The sequence below is a fragment of the Methylorubrum podarium genome (genome assembly GCF_022179745.1).
In the GTDB taxonomy this organism is placed as follows: Bacteria; Pseudomonadota; Alphaproteobacteria; order Rhizobiales; family Beijerinckiaceae; genus Methylobacterium; species Methylobacterium podarium.
Genome location: NZ_BPRD01000485.1, coordinates 1 through 3,176, shown reverse-complemented (window position 1 = coordinate 3,176; position 3,176 = coordinate 1). Strand labels below are relative to the sequence as shown.

The following is a 3,176-nucleotide window of genomic DNA, read 5'->3' as shown; positions in this document are numbered from 1 at the left end:
AGCCGCCGCCGACCACCGCGATCTGCGGGTCGCTGAACACCATGGCGAGCGCCACCCAGCGCTCCGGACGCTCGGCGCCCTCCCCCCGCGCGAGCCGCGCGGCGTTGCGCCCGGCGATGCGGCCCTGACGGCTCGCCTCGTGCAGCACCGGGCGGTCGGCGTTGGCGTCTCCCGCGATCAGGATGCGCGTTCCCTCGCAGAGCAGCGAGCGGGAATCGTAGGCGGGGGTGCCGCGGTCGTCGAGGCGGGCGCCGGTCCGATCGAGGCCGATCCCGTGCAGGTTCGGCGGGCGGCCCGCGGCGGCGAGCACCCGGGCGAAGCGCTTCTCGCCCTCGGCGTCACCGCTCCAGCCAAGGCGCGCGCCCTCCCCGTCGGGCTCGCCGCGCGCGACCTTCGCCCCGAGATGCAGGTCGAAGCTCTCCGAGAAGATCGCGCGGGCGGCCCGCTTCAGGTCGGGATCGCTCAAGCCGCCGAGGCTGTCGCCGGGATCGAACACGCTGGTCGCCACGCCGAGCCGGGCCATGGCCTGCGCCAGTTCCAGCCCGACCGGGCCGGCGCCGAGCACGGCGAGCGAGTCCGGCAGGTCCTCGATCTCGAACACCGTGTCGGTGGTGAGGAGCCTCGGCCCGAGCCCCCGCAGCGGCTCGGGCACGCTCGGGCTGGAGCCGGTCGCCAGCACCGCCGCCTCGAAGCGCAGGCGGGTGTGGTCGTCGATGCGCAGGGCGTCCGGCCCCTCGAACGCGGCGCGGCCGGTCAGGCGCGTCTCCTCCGGCAGCCGGTCGAGTCCCTCGAAGACGGAGGCCACGAAGCGGTCGCGCAAGGCCCGCATCCGGCCGAGCACCGCGCGGCCGTCGATTCGCACCTCGCCGACATGGATGCCGAGCCGATGCGCCGCGCGGGCCTCGTGCGCCGCCTCGGCCGCGGTGATCAGCAGCTTCGAGGGCATGCAGCCGACCCGGGCGCAGGTGGTGCCGCCGGGACCCTGCTCGATCAGCACCGACCTGACACCCGCCTCGAGCGCGGCCCGGTGGGCGGCGATGCCGGCGGTGCCGGCGCCGATCACCGCGACGTCGCAGGACAGCTCCCGCATCGCTCAGGCCGCCATGGTCAGCACGGCGCCGCCATCGACCCGCAGGTTCTCGCCGGTGATGAAGCTCGCCTGTTCCGAGCAGAGGAAGGCCACCGCCGCGGCGACCTCGTCCGCCCGGCCGCGGCGCTTGGCGACGATGCCGGGGCGCTTCTCCTCCAGGAAGCTCTCGATCGCCTCGTCGAAGGAGACGCCGAGTTCCTCGGCCCGCTTCTCCATCATCGCGTCGGTCATCGGCGTCGCGACGAAGGCGGGCGCCACCGAGTTCACCAGCACCCCGTCCGGCCCGTAGGCCTTGGAGAGGCCCTTGGTCAGGTTCATCAGCCCGGCCTTGGCGGCGCAGTAGGGCAGCTCCTCGACATAGGGCTGCACCGCGTCCTCGGAGGTGAAGAAGATGATTCGCCCCCATTTCTGCGCGCGCATTCCGGGGATGAAGGCGCGGGCGACGCGGACCGCCGCCATCAGGTCGGCCTGGATCGTCGACATCCAGCCCTCGTCGTCGATCTCCAGGAAGTCGCCGGTGGCGCCGGTGACGCCCGCGGCGTTGACGAGGATGGTGGGGGGCGAATCGAAGGCCGTGTCGGCGAACGCGCGCAGCTTGCGCGCGCCGGCATCATTCGAGAGATCCGCCTGGCAGGCCTTGACGGCCCCGAGGGCGGCGAGGCGCCCGGCCGCCTCCTCCAGCTCCTTGTCCTTCACGTCGGACAGGACGACCTTCACGCCCTCGCGCAGCAGATATTCCGCGCTCGCGTAGCCCATGCCGGAATCGCCGCCGGTGATCACCGCGACGCGGCCGCTGATGCCGAGATCCATGAATCGACCTTTTCGTTGTCGGCGTCCGGTTCGACCGTTCGTATCGGCGCGGGCGACCCTCTGGGAAAGCCGCGGGCCAACGGAGGGCGCCGTCGATCGTTCCGGTCCGGCGCCGGGCTGCGGCGATCCGACCGCCGAGGCGGCGGGATGAAGGACCGGCGTCGTCCGTCGCGTAAAGACGCCTCGGTGCGAAATCGCTTTGCACCCGGCGCCGGCACGCGGCACCCTCTCGACCGCATCGAATCGAGGGGAGACCGACGATGAGCGAGACCGACGCGACGGGGCCGGGGCCGGCCGTTCCTCCGAAGGGCGGCGTGGTCGCCTACCTCACCGTCGACGGCGCCCTGCGCGCGGCGGAATTCTACGAGAAGGCCTTCGGTGCCGAGATCCTGGCCTCGGTGCCCCCGGACGAGAAGGGGCGGACCATGCACGTCCACTTGGTCGTCAACGGCACCTCGGTGATGCTCTCCGACGCCTTTCCCGAATACGGCCACCCGCTCAAGGCGCCGCAATCCTTCAGCCTGCTCCTGCCGGTCGAGGACATCGCGGCGTGGTGGGACCGCGCGGTCGCGGCGGGGGCCGAGGTGGTGACGCCCTACCAGGAGATGTTCTGGGGCGACGTCTACGGGCAGCTGCGCGACCCGTTCGGCGTGATCTGGGCGATGAACCAAGCCAAGCGCGCCGCCTGACCCGAGCCGGGAGACAGACCATGGCCGATGCCGACGATCCCCGCGACCTCGTCCTGACGCGCCTGATTCCCGCCCCGCGCCGGGCGCTGTGGCGCGCCTGGACCGAGCCGGACCTGCTGAAGCGCTGGTTCGCGCCCCGACCCTACACGACGCCGGTCGCCGAACTCGACGTGCGGCCGGGCGGGTCGAGTCTCATCGTGATGCGCAGCCCCGACGGGCAGGATCTGCCCAACCGGGGCGTCTACCTGGAGGTGGTGCCCGACGCGCGCCTCGTCGTCACCGACGCCTACAGCGCGGCCTGGCTGCCCTCCGAGAAACCGTTCCTGACGGTGATTCTCACCTTCGCCGACGAGGCCGGCGGCACCCGCTACACGGCGCGCGCCCGCCACTGGACGATGGAGGACCGCGAGCGGCACGAGGCCATGGGCTTCGAGCAGGGCTGGGGAATCTGCGCCGACCAGCTCACCGAGGTGGTGACGGGGTTGGGCTGAATGGCTTCCTGAAACCCTCCCCCCTCTGCGGGGGAGGGTGCCCGCGGAGCGGGCGGGAGAGGGGCCGGCACAGGTCTTTCCGGAAGCGGCGCTCCC

General features: G+C 72.6%; 4 protein-coding genes. 2 read left to right on the top strand and 2 right to left on the bottom strand.

The window, feature by feature from the left end; genetic code table 11:
- Both MFF42_RS21565 and MFF42_RS21560 read right to left on the bottom strand, forming a co-directional pair.
- Nucleotides 1–1,090, bottom strand: a 1,090-nt coding sequence (locus tag MFF42_RS21565; protein ID WP_238257626.1) for an FAD-dependent oxidoreductase, incomplete at its 3' end; no start/stop codon positions are given.
- A gap of 3 nt (nt 1,091–1,093) precedes the next feature.
- A complete protein-coding gene (locus MFF42_RS21560) occupies nt 1,094–1,900 on the bottom strand; it encodes an SDR family NAD(P)-dependent oxidoreductase (RefSeq protein WP_238257624.1) in 807 nt (268 codons plus the stop codon).
- Between the two features lie 260 nt (nt 1,901–2,160).
- On the opposite strand from MFF42_RS21560, the gene MFF42_RS21555 reads away from it, so the two are divergent.
- Together MFF42_RS21555 and MFF42_RS21550 are read left to right on the top strand one after the other, a co-directional pair.
- On the top strand, nt 2,161–2,589 hold the full coding sequence (locus tag MFF42_RS21555; RefSeq protein WP_238257623.1) for a VOC family protein: 429 nt from the start codon (nt 2,161–2,163) through the stop codon (nt 2,587–2,589).
- 20 nt (nt 2,590–2,609) lie between these two features.
- Complete coding sequence (locus tag MFF42_RS21550) at nt 2,610–3,080, top strand: SRPBCC family protein (protein ID WP_238257622.1); 471 nt, start codon at nt 2,610–2,612, stop codon at nt 3,078–3,080.
- Nucleotides 3,081–3,176 lie beyond the last annotated feature (96 nt).